Origin of the sequence: Arthrobacter sp. B1I2, assembly GCF_030816485.1 — a bacterium.
Taxonomy (GTDB): domain Bacteria; phylum Actinomycetota; class Actinomycetes; order Actinomycetales; family Micrococcaceae; genus Arthrobacter.
Window position 1 is genome coordinate 1,648,236 of the sequence record NZ_JAUSYC010000001.1, and the last position, 18,213, is coordinate 1,666,448.

General features: G+C 64.8%; 16 protein-coding genes. 6 read left to right on the forward strand and 10 right to left on the reverse strand.

The window, feature by feature from the left end; all coding sequences use genetic code 11:
* Positions 1-100 precede the first annotated feature (100 nt).
* Entirely contained in the window at positions 101-1,981 is a 1,881-nt protein-coding gene (locus QFZ57_RS07655) for a pectinesterase family protein (RefSeq protein WP_306899251.1), read from the reverse strand.
* Positions 1,981-3,324 (reverse strand): pectate lyase family protein, encoded by a 1,344-nt coding sequence (locus QFZ57_RS07660; RefSeq protein ID WP_306899254.1) that lies wholly within the window; start codon positions 3,322-3,324, stop codon positions 1,981-1,983. The genes QFZ57_RS07655 and QFZ57_RS07660 overlap by 1 nt, the downstream gene beginning before the upstream one ends.
* Positions 3,325-3,490: 166 nt before the next feature.
* On the opposite strand from QFZ57_RS07660, the gene QFZ57_RS07665 reads away from it, so the two are divergent.
* From QFZ57_RS07665 to QFZ57_RS07675, 3 genes are all read left to right on the forward strand, one after another.
* Positions 3,491-3,796, forward strand: coding sequence for a hypothetical protein (locus QFZ57_RS07665; RefSeq protein WP_306629853.1), 306 nt, complete (start codon positions 3,491-3,493; stop codon positions 3,794-3,796).
* Between the two features lie 230 nt (positions 3,797-4,026).
* On the forward strand, positions 4,027-4,248 hold the full coding sequence (locus QFZ57_RS21600) for an SRPBCC family protein (protein ID WP_373461209.1): 222 nt from the start codon (positions 4,027-4,029) through the stop codon (positions 4,246-4,248).
* A 103-nt stretch (positions 4,249-4,351) separates the two neighbouring features.
* Positions 4,352-4,600, forward strand: coding sequence for a hypothetical protein (locus QFZ57_RS07675; RefSeq protein WP_306629855.1), 249 nt, complete (start codon positions 4,352-4,354; stop codon positions 4,598-4,600).
* A gap of 129 nt (positions 4,601-4,729) precedes the next feature.
* Here the strand turns inward: QFZ57_RS07675 and QFZ57_RS07680 are convergent, their stop codons facing one another.
* From QFZ57_RS07680 to QFZ57_RS07690, 3 genes are all read right to left on the reverse strand, one after another.
* Positions 4,730-4,894, reverse strand: coding sequence for a hypothetical protein (locus QFZ57_RS07680; protein WP_306899258.1), 165 nt, complete (start codon positions 4,892-4,894; stop codon positions 4,730-4,732).
* 101 nt (positions 4,895-4,995) lie between these two features.
* Positions 4,996-6,759 carry a DUF5671 domain-containing protein gene (locus QFZ57_RS07685; RefSeq protein ID WP_306899260.1) on the reverse strand — a complete coding sequence of 588 codons (1,764 nt, stop codon included), beginning with the start codon at positions 6,757-6,759 and terminating at the stop codon, positions 4,996-4,998.
* On the reverse strand, positions 6,756-7,223 hold the full coding sequence (locus QFZ57_RS07690) for a hypothetical protein (RefSeq protein WP_306899262.1): 468 nt from the start codon (positions 7,221-7,223) through the stop codon (positions 6,756-6,758). Before QFZ57_RS07690 ends, QFZ57_RS07685 begins: the two co-directional genes overlap by 4 nt.
* Positions 7,224-7,547: 324 nt before the next feature.
* Here QFZ57_RS07690 and QFZ57_RS07695 point away from each other — a divergent pair, with 324 nt between their 5' ends.
* From QFZ57_RS07695 to QFZ57_RS07705, 3 genes are all read left to right on the forward strand, one after another.
* The gene (locus QFZ57_RS07695; protein ID WP_306899264.1) at positions 7,548-8,918 is read left to right on the forward strand and encodes an MFS transporter; all 1,371 of its coding nucleotides are present in this window, start codon (positions 7,548-7,550) and stop codon (positions 8,916-8,918) included.
* Between the two features lie 109 nt (positions 8,919-9,027).
* Complete coding sequence (locus QFZ57_RS07700) at positions 9,028-10,281, forward strand: M24 family metallopeptidase (protein WP_306899265.1); 1,254 nt, start codon at positions 9,028-9,030, stop codon at positions 10,279-10,281.
* Between the two features lie 63 nt (positions 10,282-10,344).
* On the forward strand, positions 10,345-11,175 hold the full coding sequence (locus QFZ57_RS07705; RefSeq protein WP_373461210.1) for an IclR family transcriptional regulator: 831 nt from the start codon (positions 10,345-10,347) through the stop codon (positions 11,173-11,175).
* A 21-nt stretch (positions 11,176-11,196) separates the two neighbouring features.
* Here QFZ57_RS07705 and QFZ57_RS07710 read toward each other — a convergent pair whose 3' ends face one another.
* The 5 genes from QFZ57_RS07710 to QFZ57_RS07730 form a co-directional block, all read right to left on the reverse strand.
* Entirely contained in the window at positions 11,197-13,416 is a 2,220-nt protein-coding gene (locus tag QFZ57_RS07710; protein WP_306899268.1) for an Ig-like domain-containing protein, read from the reverse strand.
* Between the two features lie 335 nt (positions 13,417-13,751).
* Positions 13,752-13,997 (reverse strand): helix-turn-helix domain-containing protein, encoded by a 246-nt coding sequence (locus QFZ57_RS21605; protein ID WP_373461211.1) that lies wholly within the window; start codon positions 13,995-13,997, stop codon positions 13,752-13,754.
* Between the two features lie 710 nt (positions 13,998-14,707).
* Positions 14,708-15,745, reverse strand: a complete 1,038-nt coding sequence (locus QFZ57_RS07720) for a 2-keto-3-deoxygluconate permease (protein ID WP_306899270.1) — start codon at positions 15,743-15,745, stop codon at positions 14,708-14,710.
* A 72-nt stretch (positions 15,746-15,817) separates the two neighbouring features.
* Positions 15,818-16,861: a zinc-dependent alcohol dehydrogenase gene (locus QFZ57_RS07725; RefSeq protein ID WP_306899273.1), complete on the reverse strand. Its 1,044-nt coding sequence runs from the start codon at positions 16,859-16,861 to the stop codon at positions 15,818-15,820.
* Between the two features lie 53 nt (positions 16,862-16,914).
* On the reverse strand, positions 16,915-18,213 hold the full coding sequence (locus tag QFZ57_RS07730; protein WP_306899275.1) for a four-carbon acid sugar kinase family protein: 1,299 nt from the start codon (positions 18,211-18,213) through the stop codon (positions 16,915-16,917).

Below are 18,213 nucleotides of genomic sequence, written 5' to 3' on the forward strand. Positions count from 1 at the left end.
AAACCGGATCCACCGGGCCCGGAAGGGATCCTGCGCAGGAAATCGCGGCGCAGCGAGTGCCCGGCTCCACTGCGGAACCGGGCACTCGCTGTGGAAGCAGCTAAGCAGCCACCTCCGACGGCACCAACGTGCAATCCGCCGTTGAACCGGCGAGCTGTGGCGCCCACCCGTCCGCTCCCTGCAGGTAGGTCCTGACCGTGTACTTGCCCGCCTCAGCCCCGGGCAACTGCGGACGGTCCGGGGTAATCTGCGCGCCGGGGCCACGGTTGTTGTACTCGTGGAACCGCGCCTCCCGCCAGGAGAAGCCGCTCATGTCCGTCCATGGCGTGCCTGAGATGTGGGCCCCAAGCCAGGAGTCCCGCACCAGGACCTGGGCAACGGCTTTCGGGTCACCGCTGGGGTGCCAGGGCCTGCCGAGATGGACGGTGTCTTTCGCCGCATCGGAGACAAGCCGGCACTGGTCAAAGAGGTAGCCGTACGCGATGGACAGGTCCTGGCTGCCCGCCGTCACGTAGCCGTTGTTGGTGGTGGAGCCGCGGTCCAGGGACTTGATCTCACAGCCGCTGAAGACAGCGGTGCCGCGGCCGAAGATGAAGTCCACGTCGCCTTCCACGTAGCAGCCCTCAAAGTAGAACCGCGCCTGGACGCCTGCACCGGGGGAGTTGACCAGCAGGGTGTCCTGGTTGCCGAGCAGCCTGACGTTGGACAGCACCGACCGGTCGGCGGTGATGTGCAGCGCCACGGCCTGGCGGTCTTTCATCCCCATGTTGGCGGCCTCGTCGAAATCGTTGCTGATGGTCAGGTTCCGGGCCACGAAGTCCGGCCCGTCAATCCGGACGGACGCGCTGCCCGATGTGCCGAAGTTCCCGCTGCCATCCGGCTTGGGCGTCCCGGAGGCGTTGTTGAAGACCAAAACCACGTCCTCCGGCCTGCTGCCCTGCCCGATGAACGAAATCCGGGGCTTGTCGGCAGGCACCCGCACCGCTTCCCGATAGGTGCCGGGCTGGATCCTGATGACGGTCCGCTGGAGGCTGCCCGCAGGCACAGAATCGACGGCGGCCTGCACGGTGGCGAACGTCCGGCCGGGCCCGACGTCGAGCGTTACCGGTAGATCGACTGGGCGCTCGGACGGCCAGTACATTTCCAGCAGGGGGTCCGCGACGGCGCCGATATTCAGGAAGTAGCCTGGCGGCACGATCCCCTTGGACTGCAGTTCAGCCGCCACGAGACGGGCCACTGACACCGCGCCGGCGGCCTGGAAATGCGTATTGTCCTCCGACCCCTGCGGATACTGCGGGTGCTCCCCGGGAGCGAGGAAAAGGAACTGCGACTTGGTTCCTTCCGGCCCCAGCTGCTGCCAGAGCTCCTTGGAGGAGGCCGTGAGGTCCACCAGGGGAGTGCCGGACGCTGCGGCGAGCTCCCGCACAGCCTGCGGATACGCTCCGTGGGAGTCCTTCGCGCTGCCGAACGAATCGAAGCGGCGGCGTTCCACCGGAGTGACCAGCACGGGCTTGCCTCCGCGCGCCCGGGCCCCGTCGATGTACCGGCCCAGGTACTCCTTGAAAGTGGAATCCGGGAGCGTTCCGCGGGCCGGGTCCGTCACCTTTTCGTCGTTGTGGCCGAAAGAGACCAGCAGGTAGTCACCCGGCTGCATCAGGGCCAGCACCCGGTCCAGCAGTCCGGCGTCGGCAAAGCTCTTGGAGGAGGCGCCTGACCACGCGTAGTCAAAGACGGTTGCCTGCGGCCCCAGCAGGAGCGGAAGGGCCTGTCCCCAGCCCGCGCGCGGGCGTTCGGACTGTTGGTAGGCCGACGACGTCGAGTCCCCGACGACGAAGATGACCGGCTTGGTGCGCGGTTTGGTTGGATCCGGGCCGGCTTGGGCGAACGCGCTCGCCATGCCTGATCCCGAGAAGGCCGCGGCCCCGGCGGTGAGCGCCAGGGTGGTAAGGACGCTGCGGCGGCTTGGCAGGATGGCGGGCATCAGTGGTCCGTTCCCGCAGTGAAGATCGGGCCGGTGGAGTCCTTGAGCAGCGCCGGTACAGCCTGGGCGGGGTGGACCTGGGTGCGGAGGGTGGGCGTCCAGGACGTGTCCTCCGCCAACTGGTCTGCGGGTGCCGCTGCGGCATTGTATTCGGCGCGAAGATCCGTGATCTTGCCGTTGACCGCGTTGGCGATGGTGGCGATGGCCGTTCCCTTGTACCGGCCGATGATGTCCCCGGCCTCGATGCCTGCCGGAAGCGTGAAGGCGTTCGCCTCGGCGTAGAGGTGTGAGCTGAATCCCGCGCCCAGGCTGTATTCGTAGGGAATCGCGCTGTCCTCCGCCACCTTGAAGTGGTTGTTGTACACGTCCACTTGGCCGAAACGCACCCGCGGAGCGCGCTGGCCGATGTTTTCGAAGACGTTGTGGTGGATGGTGACCCTCAGCTTGCCGGGGTCGCCACGCGTGGGTGAATCAGTGGAGCCGATCAGGAGCAGCTTGTCATGGTCCGAGAACCGGTTGTAGGACATGGTCACCAGATCCGAGCCGTTGGTGACATCGACGGCGCCGTCATGCACCTGGTATGGGCGGCCGAAGTACAGCGGCTGGGAGCTGTCCAGGTTGGGGGCGTCGGTGAAGGCGGAGTGGTCGATCCAGACGTGCGTGGCCTTGTTGATGACCTGGAGAAGGTCGTACTCGCTGTTCCAGTTGCCCTCGGTACCGTCCGTGGGATCCCAGGCGGGGAAACAGTCGGCGGCATCGCGCAGGGTGAGGTTGCGGACGATCACGTTGGTGGCGCCGTTGACGCGGAGGGCTGCGCCTTTGATGCTGCTGTCCGGCGTGGCGCCAACAATGGTGGTGTTGCTGGGGATGTCCCACCGGATGGTCTTCGCCTGCTTTGCGGCGGCCAGGCGCCTTGCGTTCTCCTGCGGGCCTGCCGGCTCCTGGTCCCTGCCGTAGGTTGCGGGGTCGAAGTCCAGAAGGTACTGCTCCAAGCTGAATCCGGTGCCTGCCGCGTAGCTGTCGCAGGTAAGCGGGGAACCGTCCTCAGCAGTATTGGCGTCGATGCTGCCATGGATCCGGACGATCTTGGGCTGGCTTCCGGCGGTGGCGAAAGCCGCCAGCAACTCGGACTTGGTGGAGACGTCGTAAACGTTGGCGGCTTCTGCTGCCGAACCACCAGTGGTTCCCGTGCCCTCAGATGCCCAGCCGTTTCCTGCGGGAAGCGTCTGGCGCTCAACGGGTGTTTGGGCGGTCTGGGCAGCGGGGTCGGCGACCGGGTTGGGAGACGCCCCAGCCGGTCCGGCAACGAGCAGAGCTCCTGCCACGGCAACCGCTGCAGACATGGATAAGTGCATACTGCGTTTTCGCATGTTCTCTCTTCCGTCATTGGAATGAACTGCGCTCCGGTCCTGGGGCCCATGTGACACCCGTTACTTCGGAACACTGAAAAGGACCATACCGAGAAAACGCTTTCTCAGCAATAGTGCTGGCTCGGCTAGACTCGCCTGCATGGGGGAGAACAACGAAGCCAGTGAACTCGGACCGTCCAAACGCACCAAGGTGCCGGCCGCCGTCGTGCCTTTGTTGGGCGTTGCTGCAGTGTTGAGTGGTTGCCTGATTGCCTACTTGAACCGCGACTTCACCGGCTGGTTTGCCCACGCACCGCTGAGCAACAAACCCTTCAGCGCGAACGGTGCGGCCTTCATAACGCAGGGGACGCAGATCGGCCTGGCCGTCATGGTTGCGGGTCTTCTGTTGCTCGCCTTTTGGGTGGGCTACAGGCTGGGGCGGCAGGCCAGGTCCGGCCCGCAGTAATCCGCGAGCCGAGCGTGCGCCAGGGACCCAGCACGGCCCGCTATGACCGGGAAGGCCATCAGGCTGGAACGCCGCTGTCCGCACCCCGCCCCCGCAATCTGGGCCGCGCTGACCACACCGGAACTGCTGGCCCGCTGGTGGGCGCCCGGCGACATCGCTCCCGTGGTGGGCCACCGCTTCACCATGGACATGGACTCCTGGGGGGCCGGCAGCAGTGCGAGGTCCTCGCTGTGGGCCCAGGAAAATCGATCAGCTTCCTCTTCTCCGAACGCCAGCTGGACACCACAATCACCTGGCGGCTGGAGCCTGTTGACGGCGGCACGGTCCTCCACTTCGAACACGCAAACTTCCAGCTCGGCACCCCCATGGGCCGCCACGCCATCGAAGGCATGGGCAACGGCTGGGCGGGCCTGCTGGACCGCATCGACGGGATCCTCGCCGAAGTCTCCTAATCCCCTGGGCGAACGGACGACGGCGGGACGCGCCCGCCGTCGGAGGTTTCCTTCGGAGCCTTCCGTCCGTTTACGGCCGGACGGCGAAGGGTAACGGGGGAGTATGACTGATTCCGGAGCAGGCGGCGCGAACGATCCCTTTGACGGCAATGACGAGATCGTGGGCGGAACCGACCACCTTGAGACTCCTGAGAGCATTGCGGAGGATGTCCGTCACGACATCCAGTTGGGCCATGTCCAGGACGATGTAGCCCATGTCCTGGAGGAGCGGTTCGAGGAAGCCGGCATTGACGCGCGCCCCGAAGAAGTGGACGACCTCGCCGAGGAAATCGAGCGGGACGCATCCAGCTGACCACAGCCGGGCGGGCCTGAAACGGCGGGTAACGACCTGGGCCAGTGCGCTGGCCGTGTTGGGCGCATGGCTCTACCGAGTCATACCGGTGGTCCAGGTGGCCCGTCCCGTCAATGCGGTGAGTGGGATTTACGGCCAGTCGGCCCGGATGAAGCGGATCGGGCTCTGGATCGTGAGGAGGCAGTCGGACGTCCACTCGGCGACATTGCCTTGGGCGTCCAGAGAAGTCGGCGCTGCTACCTGCTGCGCGTCCTGGTTCCCGGCGTCTTGACTGCCCTCAACTGTGCTTTTCATTTATCCCCCTTGGCAAGCATGTGTGCCCACAGTAAGCACACCGGATTGCTATGGAAAGTGGATTAATCCACTAGCCGGATAAACTGCGCAAATCTTGAGGGTCAGCGCTGATCAGCTCCCGGAGAGGCCGCGCTGCGGGCGGCCGTTTTCCCGGCGCCAGTGCCATCCGAGGCAACCAGCCGAATGACTTCCAGCCGCGTCCCCGGCCCTGCAACCACCAGGACGTGTTGGGCCGTGACGCCCTCCAAGGCCGCCGAAACCTGCCGGGTGACTTCCTCAACGCCGGCAGGGAGGGCGGGCGACGGCGGAAGGCCGGTGCCGGCGTCGTCCGCCCTAAGCCATGTGGTCACCTTGGCGCCGCCGGTGGCGTCAGCGATGCCGCGCGCCAAAGCCTCCGGCTCCACGGCATCCGGTGGATAGCCGCTGATTAGGGTGACCCGCTCAATCACCCGTTTGTGCACCGGCGCCGCGGCAGCAAGCAGGGCCCGATCATGCCGCCACAGCGCGAAATGGTAGCCCGCCACCAGCCCGGCGGCCACCAGGAGGCCGAGCGGCGCGCGGACGCGGTCAAGGAGGCTCCCGCCCGAGACGTCACCGAGCAGGAATTCGAAGAGCCGGTAGCCAATGATCAGCAGCGTAACGACGGCCGCCACAGCGCTGACGCCAAAAAACGCGACCAGGTAGAGGCGGCGGCCTGGCGGAATGTCGTCCGCAGTATGCGGCTGGTGCCTCGGTTTCCAGGCCAGCCACCAGATGGGCGCTCCCACCACCAGGGAACTGACGCCACCCAGGAGGAGGGTTCGGGTAGCGCCTCCCGCCAGCGGAGAGACTGCTGCGGCGAGCAACGCGTTCACCACGACGCCGACGCCGGAAGCGGCTGCCGCAAGAGCCACGGCGGACGTCACCAGAAGGCTGGCCCGGCGGGTGCGGGTGGAGCGGTGGATGGAGGCGGTGCGGTGGTACCGCCATACCGGGGCCCCGATAACGGCGGCAGCGATGGCCGGGGCCAGCGGTTCGAGCAGGTCGTTCAGCGGGTCACTCCTGTCGAACGCCAGCCGCAGGAGGACAAACAGGATGACGCCCAGCCCGCCCAAAGCGGTCATCCCGGCGACGAAGATGCCGACGGCAATGATGGCGACGTCCACCAGCCCAGTCCGGAAGCGCCGTCCGCCTTCCCGGAACCAGTGCCACCACCACACCACCGCTCCGCCTGCTGCCCAGATGAGGGACCGCAGGATGGGAAACCACCAGGGCTCGAGGGTGGCAGTAGACATGAAGCCGCGGATTGCGACGTCCAGAAGTGCACTCAGCGCGGCAATTGCCGCTCCGGCGCCGAGCAACAGGCCAAAAACGGAGCCCACGACGGCGCGCACGTCCTCAAGATGCGACGACGGTTTGCTGGGGTGCTTCCACATCCACCGGTGCCACCACCAGATACCTGCCCACACAAGGCCGCTGGCCAATCGGGACGGCCAATGGCTTTCCTGTCTGTCAACAAGGGATGCGGCAAGGTTCAGCAGCGATGTGGTGGCGATGATGAGCGAAAACGCGTACATGCCGGTGACGTACAGACCCCAACCCGGCGCCCTGCGTTCCGCTACCTCGTCCAGCCTCTTCCATGCAAACCACCACAGCAGCAGCGCCAGTGGGCCGCCGATCAGGGTGAACGCGAGGGACAGGGCCAGCCCCGCCATGTCTCCGGTTGCCAGCACAGACGCCGTCCGGAAGAGGCGCTCCAGCAGTCCGCTCAGGCCTGACGCCGTAATGACCACCAGCGCAAACAGCAGGACGTACAGGATCAGCCGGCGGAGGGTGGCAATACCACTGGCCGGGGCGGTGGCAGCTGTGTCCGTCGGCCCTGTCATGGCTTCACCGGCACTGCCCGGCAGGCGGTCAGGGGATACGGCGGCCGGTCAATCATCCATTTCCCATTCACCTTCAGGAGCGAGAACGCCTCCTCCATTTCATACTCGGACGGGCCGAAAGGTCCGCCCTGGGATGACTGGACGATCGAAACTTTCACGGTGGCTGAATCGGCCCGCTCCGTCGTCGAAACCAATACGACCCTTGCCGGGCGTGGCTCACCGTCGTAGGACCCGCTGCACCTGCTGCGCGCCCCCGTGGTGAGGAAGGATTCCGCGGTGGGAACGTCGCCGTCAATCACTGCCTTGCTGTACCGCTGGACCACTCCGGCGGGGCTGGCCTCATCCAGCGGGGCCGGATCACCTCGCGTGAAAACCACGGCCAGCGCAACCACCACCAGCAAAAGCACCACGCCCACCAGCGCGAGCAGGATCCGGTCCGGTTTTCGCGCTTTCTCGTCCCCCATGCCGCAAGTATGGGGCACGGGCGGCGGATTTCGCCCCCGTCTTTCGACCTCCATATGGAAAAGCCCTGGTCGCGGCGGAAACGGGGTCGGCGGAAGCCCGCTGCACCACTGCCCTTACAGAGGCATCTTTATGAGGCAGTGTTGCACCGGCTGCAACAATCCGGTTCTAATCGCTGTCTTTCATCCGGGTCGTAGCGTCTGCGCCAGGGCGCTCGAAGCGGATGAAAAATGTTTCACCCGGCTATTGACTGTGGTGCGCATCACCATCTAGCTTGAAACAACCACGTTGCAGCAGTTGCAACTCCTACTTTTACTGGTGGTTCAATGAGCATCAAACCAAACTCTTCCCGGGCAGGAGCCATTGCCAGTGCCGTCAATGCTCCTGGCCGGGCAGGCCGCTGCGCGGACAGCACGGTGGCCAGCAAAGATGTACGACGTCGAGTGGTCACCGCGAGCTTCATCGGCAACTTCGTGGAATGGTTCGACTACGCCGTGTACGGCTACCTCGCGGCCGTCATTTCCTCAGTCTTTTTTCCCGAGGCGGACCGGCAAACGGCATTGCTGGCAACCTTCGGCGTCTTTGCGGTTTCCTTCTTCGTCCGGCCACTGGGCGGATTCTTCTGGGGCCACATCGGCGACAGGCTCGGCCGGCGCAAAGCCCTGTCCCTCTCTATCGTCATCATGTCCGTCTCCACCTTCTGCATCGCCCTCATTCCCGGCTATGGAACCATCGGCATGCTGGCCCCGGTCCTGTTGCTCCTGGTCCGCGTGGTCCAGGGGTTCTCGGCATCCGGAGAATATGCGGGAGCCTCAGCCTTCCTGGTGGAATACGCACCGGCCAACCGCCGCGGACTCTATGCCGCGGTAGTCCCGGCAAGCACCGCCGCGGGCCTGCTCCTGGGCTCCCTGATCGCTGCGCTCCTCAGCTCCGTGCTCAGCACCGACCAGCTGCACGAGTGGGGCTGGCGGCTACCGTTCCTCCTGGCCGCACCCATGGGCCTGATCGGCCGCTACATCCGCACCAAGCTGGAGGACACCCCTGCCTTCCGCGCCCTGGCTGAGCAGGAGGAGTCGGTGCCCAAAGCTCCCGCTCTGGACATGTTCCGGACCTACCGCAAACAGCTGCTGATCGCCTGTGGGGCAGTGCTGCTCAATGCCGTTGGCTTCTACGTCATCCTCAGCTACATGCCCACCTACCTGTCCGAGGAACTGGGCTTCGGGCCCACCGAATCCTTCCTGGCCACTACCATCGCCCTGGCCAGCTACATCGGCTTCATCTTCCTGACCGGCATTGCCTCGGACCGGTTCGGCCGCAAGCGGATGCTGATCACCGCCTCCGTACTGTTCATGCTCCTGACCGTCCCGGCCTTCATGCTGCTGGACACCGGCAACTTCCTGGTGATCGTCCTGGTCCAGATCCTGTTGGGCGGGATGCTCACCCTCAACGACGGCACCCTGCCCAGCTTCCTGGCCGAACTGTTCCCCACCAAGGTCCGGTACAGCGGCTTCGCCGTCAGTTTCAACCTGTCCAACGCCTTGTTCGGCGGAACCGCGCCCTTCATGGCCACCCTGCTGATCGGCACGACCCAGAGCAAGCTGGCCCCCGGCTGGTACCTCGTAGCCGCCTCCGCCGTTTCCCTGATGGCCGTGCTGTTCGCCACAGAAACATCGCGGAAGCCCCTGAAGCACCTCTGAAGCCGCCCAAGCAACTCCGGGCAATCAGCGGCCCCAAAGCCAACCCCTACACAAACCAACACCAACTGCGCCAACAGCAGCTGGCACCCATTAGAAAGGCACTACCTTCGTGACTATCACCGCCGATAACGCCTCATCCATCGCCGAACTCGAGCGCCTCAAAGTCCTGCACATTGGCTCGAAGGGCAAGCTCACGTTCTCTGACGCAGAGTTCGAGCGGCGCCTGGGCGGCCTGCGCCAGATCATGGCAGCCAAGGACCTCGATGCAGTCATCCTGACCAGCTACCACGGCATCAAGTACTACTCCGACTTCCTGTACACCACGTTCGGCCGCAACTACGCGCTGGTGGTCACCGCGGACGACTCGGTCACCGTCACCGCGAACATCGACGCCGGCATGCCCTGGCGCACCTCCTACGGCGAGAACATCGTCTACACCGACTGGCGCCGCGACAACTTCTACTTCGGCCTGCAGGAGGCACTGCGCCAGCGCGGCGTCAAAGCCGCCCGGATCGGCGTCGAGGACGACTTCCTCCCCGGCCTGACCCGCGAAAAGATCGCCGCCGCCTTCCCGGGCGCCGAGCTCCTGGACGTCTCGCAGGACGCCATGCGCCAGCGCATGATCAAGTCCCCCGAGGAGATCGAGGTGATCAAGCACGGCGCCCGCATCGGCGACCTGGGCGGCGAGGCCATCCGCGCGGCGATCCGCGAGGGCATCACCGAGTATGAGGTAGCTCTGATCGGCACCGAGGCCATGGTGCACGAGATCGCCAGGACGTTCCCGCACCGCGAGGTCCGCGACACCTGGGTGTGGTTCCAGTCCGGCATCAACACCGACGGCGCGCATAACTGGGCCACCACCCGGAAGCTGCAGAAGGGCGACATCCTCTCGCTCAACTGCTTCCCGATGACCTCCGGCTACTACACCGCCCTGGAGCGGACGCTCTTCCTGGGCCAGCCGGACGAACGCTCCCTGGAACTGTGGAACATCAACGTGGAGGTGCACCGCCGCGGCCTGGAACTTATCAAGCCCGGTGCCGTCTGCAAGGACATCGCCGCCGAGCTCAACGAGATCTACATCAGTCACGGACTGCTCGCCAACCGCACCTTCGGCTACGGCCACTCCTTTGGAGTCCTGAGCCACTACTACGGCCGTGAAGCCGGGCTGGAGTTGCGCGAGGACATCGACACCGTCCTGGAACCCGGCATGGTGGTCTCCATGGAACCCATGATCACGGTGGCGGACGGCCTGCCTGGCGCCGGCGGCTACCGTGAGCACGACATCCTGGTCATCGGCGAGGATACGGTGGAGAACATCACCAAGTTCCCGTTCGGCCCGGAACACAACATCATCCAGGCATAACCATCAGCGCCGGGAAGCGGCGCCACGGGCACGTGGCGCCGCTTCTGCCGTCCATGAGGAAAGATGGTGTTCACCATGACTCCTGCAACAACTTCCGACAGCAACGGCACCGGCACCAACGGCGGGACGGACACGAAAGGCGCCTCCGTCGTCGTCAATGCCATTGCCGTCCTGCGCACCTTCACCGCCGACGAACCCCTGCTGGGCGTCACGGAAATCGCCAACCGCGTGGGCATGCACAAGAGCAGCGTCTCCCGGATCCTGGCCACTTTCGAGCAGGAAAACCTGGTGGAACGGGACCCGGAAACCAAGCGGTTCCGGCTGGGCCTGGGACTCATCGCCGTCGCCGGACCGCTGCTGGCCGAGATGGAGGAGCGGCGCGTTGCCTACCCCGTGCTGCGGCAGTTGACCGAGCAGACCGGCGAGACCAGTGCGCTGATGCTCTGGAACGGGGACGAGGCCATCTGCGTGGAGCAAATCGCCAGCCACCACCAGATCAAGCACACCACGCCCCTCGGCGCCCGGTACCGGGACGCCATGAGCGCGTCCGTCCAGGTGTTCCTGTCCACCCTGCCGGCCGAGCGGGTGCGGGAGCTGCTGCGCAGCGGGACCATCGCCTTTCCGGGAATGGACGACGCCGGGCTTGCGGCTTACGAGGCCAGGCTCCACGACGTGGCGCAGCGGGGATGGGCGGGCAACTACGGCGAATCGTCCATGGATGAGGTGGGCGTTGCCGCCCCGGTCCGCGACCACCGCGGCGACGTGGTGGCGGCCGTCCTGATCCCGGCGCCCCGCTTCAGGGTGTCGAAGGAGCAGTTCGAGAGCCTGGGTGATGCCTGTGTGGCCGCCGCCGCTAAAGTGACCACCCGGTTGGGCGGCCGGCCAGCAACCTGATGTTGCTGGCCGGGACAGCCCTTACGACCAGGTGATGTAGGAGCCGGTCGGGCTCCAGTGGATGACGCCGCCCTGGTAGTTCTGGGCCACGCTTCCGTCATTGCCTGTCGCGTATTCATCGCTGGTGGGGTAGCCGAGGCGACCCGATTCAAACCCTGTGGAGGCCCAAATTGAGCGGATCGCGCCGATGGAGATGTGGGCTCCTGTGGCCGGTGACCAGATGATGGCGCCGCCCTGGTAGTTCTGGTAGACCCCGCCGTTCTTGAGGCCGCCCACTTCGTCGGTGGTCGGGTAGCCGAGGCCGCCGTTTTCAAACCCTGTAGCGGCCCACAGGCCGCGGATTGCGCCGATGGAGATGTGGGCTCCTGTGGCCGGTGACCAGATGATGGCGCCGCCCTGGTAGTTCTGGTAGACCCCGCCGTCCCTGAGGCCGCCCACTTCGTCGGTGGTCGGGTAGCCGAGGCCGCCGTTTTCAAACCCTGTTGCTGCCCACAGACCACGGATCGCGCCAGTTGAGACATGGGCCCCTGACGCCGGCGAGTAGAGGATGCACGCGCGTTCAAAACACTGGTACCCGCCGTTGTCCTTGAGGCCGTACACCTCTGGGGTGGTGGCTGCTCCAAAAGCACCATTCAGCGAAGCTGCCTTCACTGCAATCGGCGTCTGCGCGGGTGGAGGCCCAGCCGTGGTGAAGGTCCACGTCTGGTCCGCGGCCAGGGCGTTGCCGGCAACATCCTTCACACCGGTGGTACCGCCCTTGATCGTCGCAGTGTAAGTGGTCCCCGCAGCCAGGTCAGCACCAGGGTCCAGGGTTGCAACTTTGCCGGGGGCGTCATACGCCACAGCGGCCGCCACGGGAGCCGTCCCGTCCGTCAACGTGAACGTGTTCGTTGTGATCGTGGACGGGTCCATGCCCTCCGAGAACGTCCCTGTCACATTGACCGTCGCTGCCACGCCGGTGGCACCGGCAGCGGGAGACGTGGGCGTCACGGTCGGAGCCGTGGTGTCAGTGCTTCCCCCTCCGGTGGGATCGTAGTAGTGCCAGTACCGGCTTGTGGCGTTGACGTCTGCCAGCAGCAACAGGCCGCTGTCGGCCGTGCCCCACGCCGCACTGTTGACGTTCTGCTTCGTCGACGTCACATTGTGCACAAACTGGTCGGCATCGACGACGCGGGCGGTCTTGGTGGTGGTGAAGCTGATCTTGTCCAGCGGCGTGGACTTTTCGTAGATCGCACCGCCCGAGGTGGTGCAGACACCGGCGTCCGTGGTGCCGGACGGCTTTGGATAGGTAGCGAAGGTACGCAGCCTTTGGGTGCTCTCGTCAATCATGACGATCACCCGGTTTGGACACTCCGCAACGGTAGCGATCGTGTGCGCGGACCAGGTGGTACCACTCAAGGCCAGCAGTTGGATCAGCGGCTGGGACGCGGACGTGTACGAGGTCTTGATGGCCGCGAACACCCGGCCGCCCGAAGAGTCCAGCCACTTTAGGTTCATATGGTCGTCACTGCTGCGCTCTCCCTTCACCGCCGCCACAGGCGTGGTCCAGCCGGCACTCGGTGCGGCAGTGTCGTCGTGGTAGCTCCAATACATGCCGTCGGTGGAGTCCCCCACCTGCCGGCTCCACATCACGCCGACCTTGTTCCCGCCAAACGCGATCACAGCCGAGTTATCGTCCACGGACACATTGCTCAAGGATGCAGGATGTGCAAACGGTGTGCCCCACGTCGCGCCGTCGGTGCCGGTGACGTTCAAATAGATCCGGTTCCCCTGTTGCCACGTGGCCCAGACCCGGCCGGTCGAGTCCTTATCAATGGAGAGGGTCTCGGTCTTTTGGTTGTTGATTTGGGTAGATCCCAGGCTCGTGTACGACTTCGTACTCGAGTTGTAGCTGTAACGCCGCATGGTCGTGGGGAAGTTCGATTCCGCCGGCAGGCCGTCGTCAACGAAACGGTGGCTCGCCACATACAGAGTCTTCCCGTCCCACAGCACGTCATGATGAGTATTCGCCCGGGACTCCGTCACCACACCGGTGCTCGTCCATGAACTTGTCGAGGCATTGAACCGGAAGATGCGGAAACTGGAACTGCCGGCGTCCCAAAGGTTCCCCCACCAGATCCCGTCGTTGAACCACAGCGAATTCGTCTGCCGTTTGGTGCCGGTCGGGGTGGACGTACCGGAATGTGACGGACCCTGAACGCCGACATCACCCGTGGCAGCCGACGCTGAGATCGGTACCACCAGAGCACCCAGCGCAACCAATACCGCTGTCAAGAGTCCCAGGAGTCGCAGATTCTGCCACCGGCGTGGACGAGGACCAGGCAAGTTATCGACGCTCCGCATGAGGAAAAGCATGGAAGTTTTGGCACGTCTACTACTCCCGCCTACGCGGAAAAACGGATAATTAGTCAATTTAGCCCCCAAGAGTTGAATGCCGCCGATTCCCAGTTCGTTCAGTGTTGTTGCTCAAGGCATCCAAAACAATCCCGGGCTCCCCCTAATTGATGCCCCTATAGGTCACTACGGAAGGGAAAAGACTGTGACTTTCAGCGATAAAAGGGGGTCTTTTTGCGTCGCTAAATGGCGGCCTGCTGGTTCGGCAGTGCACGCGGCCGTCTATAAAACGTTGCTTGGGACATTCCGAGATCGCGCGTGACCTGAGCAGCGGGCTCGCCGCCTTCGACCAAGCGGACCGCGCTTCGAATCTGACTGTCAGTAACCCGGCCAGGCCGGCCACCCAATTCCATCCCGCTTTCGCAGTGGCGACATCGCCTCCACCGAGGTTTATAACGCGCAGGCCGCTCCTCGGCTGCGGAGTTCATCGGCGCGTCCCGGACACGCTGTTATCAATGTGAAGGTCATCGCGCCGGACTCCAGCGGCAAGAAGGTCTGCCTGTTGTCGGTCGGTGGATTGCTGCGCGTGGAAACGCGCGCATAGCCAATCAGTTTGGCCATGGGCTGCTCTGATGTGCCCCATAACTAATGGTGGATACAGCGGTTCAACCAGAAGGTTTGGAGACATAGTTACGAGAATCACTGGCGGCGGAAGAACTCTGACGATTCCGCGAAAAATAAGATACTGCAATCGTCACAGTGACCCAGCCTGTGAGACGTCTTGTATCCCAAGGGTTTCGAGACGCCTATGTCTCTTATTAGTTATGTCGGCTGAGGCTAGTGGAGGAGTTTGTGAATGACCCATCCGTCTCCGTGGAAGATCAGAGTTCTGCCTTGGCCGTCAATCCAGACCCAAAAGTATGAGGCGTCTTCGCCGACGTCATCCACCGTGCCATGTTCGGGTGCACATCCGGTCCGTTGGACGACGACTCTGTCGCCCGGGTTCAGGTGAATCCAGTTGTGATAGCTGAGTAGGCGACTTGGCGGGCCAGGGGATGGGACTTTCACTAGCTGAGTGTCTGCATTCACGGTGTTCCTTCCGGTGGATTTGGCGTTTCCGTCCACCAGGTCCTGGTATATAAGGAAAAGGGCGGGGCGGGCACCCGTGTGCACGCCCCGCCCTTTTCCTTTAGTACTGCTAGGTCAGTTCGGGGGTACTACCTGCATGCTTGGGGGCTAGCGCCTCCTGCTCGGCCGAGTTGTCTTCTGCGTCCGCTAGGCCCTCCCTTTTCTGCACCCGGCGGGCCCATGCTGAGGTGACGATTGGGCAGAGCACTGCGGAGACGACGACCGAGGCTGCCACGAGCACTGTGGCGTGTTCCGCAGCCGGCGCGTAGACGGGGTTGGCCGCGGCAATGATGGCGGGGACGAGGGCCGCGTTTCCGGCTGTGGTTGCTGCGGCGAGGCCTGCTACCCCGTCGCCGCCGGTGAGTTTGTCGGCGAGCAGCAGCACTGCGCCGCCGATGAAGACCACGAACAGGCCAAGGGCGATGCCGAGCAGTCCTGCTTCGACGACGGCGTTGAGGTTGATGGTCAGTCCGAGGGCCAGGCCCAGGAACGGAATCATTGCCGGTACCAGCGGGGCCAGGAGATGCCGCATGTTCTTGTCCAGGTTTCCGAGGAGCATGCCCAGTGCCAGCGGGAGGATTGCGCCGACGAGTGCCTGCCAGGGGAAGGCAGCGAGGCCGGCGATGCCGAGGGTGACCATGGTCAGGAAGGGGCCGGATTCGAGCGAGAGGATGGAGTAGGCTCCAGCATCGCGTTTGCGGCCGAACTGGCCCATGAGGGAGATGTAGAGGCCGCCGTTAGTGTCGTTCAGTGCGGCGACGAGTGCGAGGGTTGAGAGGCCGGCAAGGATTCCGGTTTCAATGGGTGCTTCGCCGAGGAAGCGTCCGGCGATGACGCCGATGAGGATGGCGAAGAGGATTTTTGAGCCGAGCAGCACGCCGCCCTTTTTGAGGATGTAGGGCGTTGATTTAACTTCGAGTGTTGCGCCGAGGCATACGAAGAACACGGCGAGGAGGGGTGCTAGGCCGGTGAAGAATGCACCCGTGAAGGAGCCGAAGAATTTTCCGGCGTCCGGGGCCAGGGTGTGAATGACGGCGCCGATGCCAAGGGGCACCAGCATCATGCCGCCGGGGACTTTTTCCAGGGCTTTCTTGATGGGAATCGACATTGATTTCTCCTGTGAATGGCTGGGTTGCTTGGGTCCACGCATTCCGGGGCGGGTGCGCGGGGGTGGGGGTGTTTAGCCGAGGCCTGGGATGAGCAGGACTTTGCAGGCGTCTCCGGTGAGCAGTTCGACGGCTTCGTCGATTTCGCTGAGTTTCTTGCGGTGGGTGATGAGCCAGTCGAGCTCCAGCTTCCCGGAGTCAAGGAGGAGCAGGCTCTGTTCCCAGGTTTCCCAGAGCCGGCGTCCGAAGATGCCGCGAAGGGTGATGCCTTTTTTGTTGATGTAGGCGGCGATGTCGACTTCGGCGGGGCGGCTGGGGTGGCCGACGGTGATGACGGTGGCTTCGCGGCGAACGGCTTCGAAGAGTGTGGTGAGGGTGCCGGGTGCTCCTGAGCATTCGAAGCCGACGTCGAAGCCGCCGCGGCGGCCGGTGAGTTCGCGGCAGCGTTCGATGATGCCGTCGTTGGGGTGCAGGGCGGTCGCGCCGAGCTTTTCGGCTTGGGCGCGCCGGTAGGGGTTGGGGTCGACGGCGATGACATGGCTGGCGCCCATGAGCAGTGCCAGGTTCACGACGACGAGGCCGACCGGTCCTGCGCCACTGACGAGCACGGCCCGGCCTGCGACGGAGTAATTGGCGCGCTGGATGGCGTGCACTGCGACGCCGGCTGCCTCGAGCAGGGCTCCGGACTCGAGGGACAGGCCGGTGGGGAGCTTGACGCAGATGTCCTGCGGGACAGCGGCGTACTCGGCGAAGACGCCGTCGATGTGCATGCCCAGGATCCCGGTGCGTTCACACGTGTGCGCGTCGCCGGTGCGGCAGGGGAAGCACTGGCCGCAGGTCAGGTGGCTTTCGAGGGCGACTTGGTCGCCAACCTGCAGTCCGGTGACGCCGGCTCCGACCTCGACGATGGTTCCTGCGCCTTCGTGCCCGAGGGTGACCGGGAGGTTGAGGTTGAACGCCTGGGCAGAGGGGGTCCATTCGTAGAGTTCGCGGTCGGTGCCGCACAGGGACGCGGCTCCGACTTCGATGACGACGGTGCCTTCTGTTGCCTTGGGGTCGCCGGCGTCAGTGACGTAGGTGACGCCTCGTTCTGCTGCGTTCTTAACTACTGCCCGCATGGGGGCCGCCTTTCGTTGGTTCTGGTGATGCGTGGAGGATTGTGTTGGGGGTGTCAGCTGGGGAGTTGGCCGGCGAAGCGGCGCAGGATGTCGGTGGGGCCGACCTGTCCGCCCTTGAGCAGGAGCCTGCACCCTCCGACAGCGGAGGCGCCGTCGGCTTTCAGGATTGGGCCGGCTGTGACGAATTGGTCGGTCACCCGGAGTTGGCGTACGCCCATGGCGATGAGTGCATGGCTGGAGGTATCGCCGCCGCAGACGGCGATGTCCCGGGTGAGGCCGGCTGTGGCCATCCTGGCGGCGATGCCGCCGATCAGTGTGCCGACGTAGCCGGCGTCCACCGGTTTGCTGGTGCCGTAGCGGGGGTCCGCCGCGCCGCGGGTTGTGTGCACGATGACGTTCCTACCTGCCCGAAGGGCCGCGGAAACGCGTTCATCGAGGGCGGCGACGAGTGCGGTGTCAACGCGCTGGAGCAGTTCGGCAGGCACGGGAACGTCCTCCCAGCCATTGGCGATGGCATCGTTAATCTGCTCGGCCGTGGTGCTGGACGCTGAAGCGCTTACGGCCAGAACCGGTCCGGACGGGCGCTGCGGGCCGGGTGTGCGTGGAGTCTGGTCCGAGATTGAGCGTGCCAGTGCTGCCATGATGCCGCCGGATCCGACGACGATGGATGGGCCGTGGCCGTGTTCTTCCCGCATGAGGGCTTCTGCGATGGCGTCCATCTGGTGTTCGTCGACGGCGTCGACGACAAAGGCCTGTGCCCCGGGATCCCGGCGCCGTTCCGCCCAGGCGTCCTTGAAGGTGCCGTCCTCATACGCTGGCACGTGGATCGCCGCAGGCACCTGGGTGCCGCCGAGCTGTTCGGCCAGGACCTGGCGCAGGTCCGCCTCGGCCATGGGGGTGGACGGGTGGCGGGACATCACCGGGTGGCGGTCCAGCCGGTAGGTTTTGCCGGCGTAGTTGGCGTAGTGGTTGCTGAAGGCGGTGTAACGGCCGAAGCCCGGCTGGGCCGGCGCCACGGGAATGGGGCCGTGCAGGGGGAACCGCTCATGGAGCAGCTGAATCCCGCGGCCTATGCTCCCGACAGTGGTGGAGCTGTCGAAGGTGGAGCACACCTTGTACAGCAGCACGTCCAGGTTCAGGGCCGCAATGCCGGCAAGGTCACGGGCTACCAGGTTGTCGAATGCCGTTCCGGACAGCGAGCGGGCCGGTCCTGCGAACCCGACGACGTCGGTGTCCGTGGGCAGCGGAGCGTCCCCGATGACCAAGGCAGCTTCCAGTCCGTAGCGGTGGGACTGCGCCAGGACGTCGGCGGCTCCGGTGAGGTCGTCCGCGACGAAACCGAAAGCTGGCAT

Excerpts from the sequence above, each read along its gene's own strand:
- QFZ57_RS07655 (WP_306899251.1), bottom strand. The coding sequence starts at position 1,981 with ATGCCCGCCATCCTGCCAAGCCGCCGCAGCGTCCTTACCACCCTGGCG.
- QFZ57_RS07660 (WP_306899254.1), bottom strand. The coding sequence starts at position 3,324 with ATGTCTGCAGCGGTTGCCGTGGCAGGAGCTCTGCTCGTTGCCGGACCG.
- QFZ57_RS07665 (WP_306629853.1), top strand. The coding sequence starts at position 3,491 with ATGGGGGAGAACAACGAAGCCAGTGAACTCGGACCGTCCAAACGCACC.
- QFZ57_RS07675 (WP_306629855.1), top strand. The coding sequence starts at position 4,352 with ATGACTGATTCCGGAGCAGGCGGCGCGAACGATCCCTTTGACGGCAAT.
- QFZ57_RS07680 (WP_306899258.1), bottom strand. The coding sequence starts at position 4,894 with ATGAAAAGCACAGTTGAGGGCAGTCAAGACGCCGGGAACCAGGACGCG.
- QFZ57_RS07685 (WP_306899260.1), bottom strand. The coding sequence starts at position 6,759 with ATGACAGGGCCGACGGACACAGCTGCCACCGCCCCGGCCAGTGGTATT.
- QFZ57_RS07690 (WP_306899262.1), bottom strand. The coding sequence starts at position 7,223 with ATGGGGGACGAGAAAGCGCGAAAACCGGACCGGATCCTGCTCGCGCTG.
- QFZ57_RS07695 (WP_306899264.1), top strand. The coding sequence starts at position 7,548 with ATGAGCATCAAACCAAACTCTTCCCGGGCAGGAGCCATTGCCAGTGCC.
- QFZ57_RS07705 (WP_373461210.1), top strand. The coding sequence starts at position 10,345 with ATGGTGTTCACCATGACTCCTGCAACAACTTCCGACAGCAACGGCACC.
- QFZ57_RS21605 (WP_373461211.1), bottom strand. The coding sequence starts at position 13,997 with ATGAACTCCGCAGCCGAGGAGCGGCCTGCGCGTTATAAACCTCGGTGG.
- QFZ57_RS07720 (WP_306899270.1), bottom strand. The coding sequence starts at position 15,745 with ATGTCGATTCCCATCAAGAAAGCCCTGGAAAAAGTCCCCGGCGGCATG.
- QFZ57_RS07725 (WP_306899273.1), bottom strand. The coding sequence starts at position 16,861 with ATGCGGGCAGTAGTTAAGAACGCAGCAGAACGAGGCGTCACCTACGTC.
- QFZ57_RS07730 (WP_306899275.1), bottom strand. The coding sequence starts at position 18,213 with ATGCCAGCTTTCGGTTTCGTCGCGGACGACCTCACCGGAGCCGCCGAC.